Source organism: Vibrio sp. 10N.222.46.A1, from assembly GCF_041473595.1.
Taxonomy (GTDB): Bacteria; Pseudomonadota; Gammaproteobacteria; order Enterobacterales; family Vibrionaceae; genus Vibrio; species Vibrio tasmaniensis_A.
Genome location: NZ_JBFRSN010000880.1, coordinates 1 through 1,800, shown reverse-complemented (window position 1 = coordinate 1,800; position 1,800 = coordinate 1). Strand labels below are relative to the sequence as shown.

General features: G+C 44.6%; 1 protein-coding gene and 1 pseudogene. Both read left to right on the top strand.

Annotation, left to right across the window (positions count from 1 at the left end; all coding sequences use genetic code 11):
- Positions 1-260 precede the first annotated feature (260 nt).
- Complete coding sequence (locus tag AB4496_RS21450) at positions 261-1,469, top strand: TolC family protein (RefSeq protein WP_102258339.1); 1,209 nt, start codon at positions 261-263, stop codon at positions 1,467-1,469.
- A gap of 1 nt (position 1,470) precedes the next feature.
- A pseudogene (locus AB4496_RS21445) lies at positions 1,471-1,800 on the top strand (efflux RND transporter periplasmic adaptor subunit); the annotation flags it as partial.

The window sequence follows — 1,800 nt, the reverse complement described above, 5'->3', positions numbered from 1 at the left end:
ATATCCATATCCAATTTTAATCAATAACCAAACACTCATTTCACCTCCAATTTACTCGCTGTTAGGTATATCTATAGATAAATACCTTAGAGTAAGACAGCATGAACACACACCACCCCCTATCCGCGTTATTACTACTGGGTAGTCTGACCTATCTCACGGGTTGCGCTTCTCTATCACCAACGCCGCAAGCCAGTTTGAACAATACAACCCAGATTCCCGAGCAATGGGAAAGCTCTCAACGATACGTAAACACTACGATGTCGACACAATTGCTCTCGCTGTTCAACAATCAAGCTCTCGCCGATCTGGTTCAAGAAGCCCTCACCAATAACCACGACCTACATAAAACTGCACTTCGCTTGAAGCAAGCTGAACTATTAGCGGCTCAAAGTGATCAATACCTTCAACCTTCTTTAAATACAGACTTTCAAGCCTCTAGACAAAAAACAAGTCAAATTCAGAACAGTCACAAACTGTCTTTGAATTTAAGTTGGGAGTTTGATGTTTGGGGACGCTTAGCTGACTCAGCAAGCGCAGCTAACGCGAAACAACAGGCAACACAACTCGACTATGCTTACGCACAAAACTCTCTCGCGGCTCGCGTAATAGAGGCGTGGCTTGATGTTGCTTACAGAGCAAGAGTGATCGGGGTTGAACAACGCTGGCTACAAAGCCTTTCAAACACTGAGAATATTGTACTAGAGCAAGTGCTCGATGGGTTTAAAGAACAAGCAGACCTCGACACCGCTCGTGCTGCAACATCCAGAGTAAGAGCGAGTTTAGCGGCTAAAGAACAAGATCAGCTTATCGCAATCAGAGGCCTTAATACCTTACGAGGTAAGAGCGACACCCAGCTTAACCGAATGATTTTCACGATCCCAGAAGTTGAAGCTCCGCCATTACGTCTTCCCGGAGAAATGATTGGATCACGTCCTGACCTCCTTGCCGCTTATCAGCAAGTGCTCGCCGCCGACAAAAGCGCGGCAGTTGCTTACAAAGATCTACTGCCTAAATTCACACTGTCTGCCTCTGTTTATCGTAGCGGCTCAACACCAAACCAGCTTATCGACAATCCTTCCCTGTGGAATCTCGTTGGGGGGATCAGCGCACCTCTTCTTGACCAATCATCACTACAAACCAAAGCCAAAATAGCTCAGCTTCAAGCAGAAGAGAGCTTTGTTGATTACCAAAAGAAACTATTGGTTGCCATCAATGAGGTAGGAAATGCACTAGACAAAGAGTTCTACCTCAAACAACAAGAACAGCATTATCGAGATGCTTTTACATTCTCCAAGGCTAGTATGAAAAACTATCAAAACCTTTATCAGGAAGGAGCCAGTGACGTTTTGGCACTGCTTATCGCCCAACAATCTATTTACCAATCTAAAATCCAGTTGCTTAATACTCAGCGTACTCGGCTCTCAAACAGAATTACCTTAGGGTTAGCATTAGGAATGGGGGTTTAAAATGAAACAGATACTTGTTACGGCTTTGGGCTTGCTCAGTATCATTGCCACCGCGATGTACATCATTAAGTCAATCCCCGAAGAAACAACGTTAGCGCTGGAAGCTCAGCCTCGACAATATATCAAAGTCACCACAGTCGACATTGCTGCCGGGCAACACCGCTCTACCATTGAAGGTTACGGGCAGGTAATTCCAGAAGAAACTTTAACGCTCACGAGCCAGGTTTCAGGAGTGATTCTTTCAAAAGCAAAAAAATTTCAACTAGGTGAACAAATCTGTAAAGGTGATCTGCTATTTCACATTGACGATTCCAGTTACCAAGTACTACTG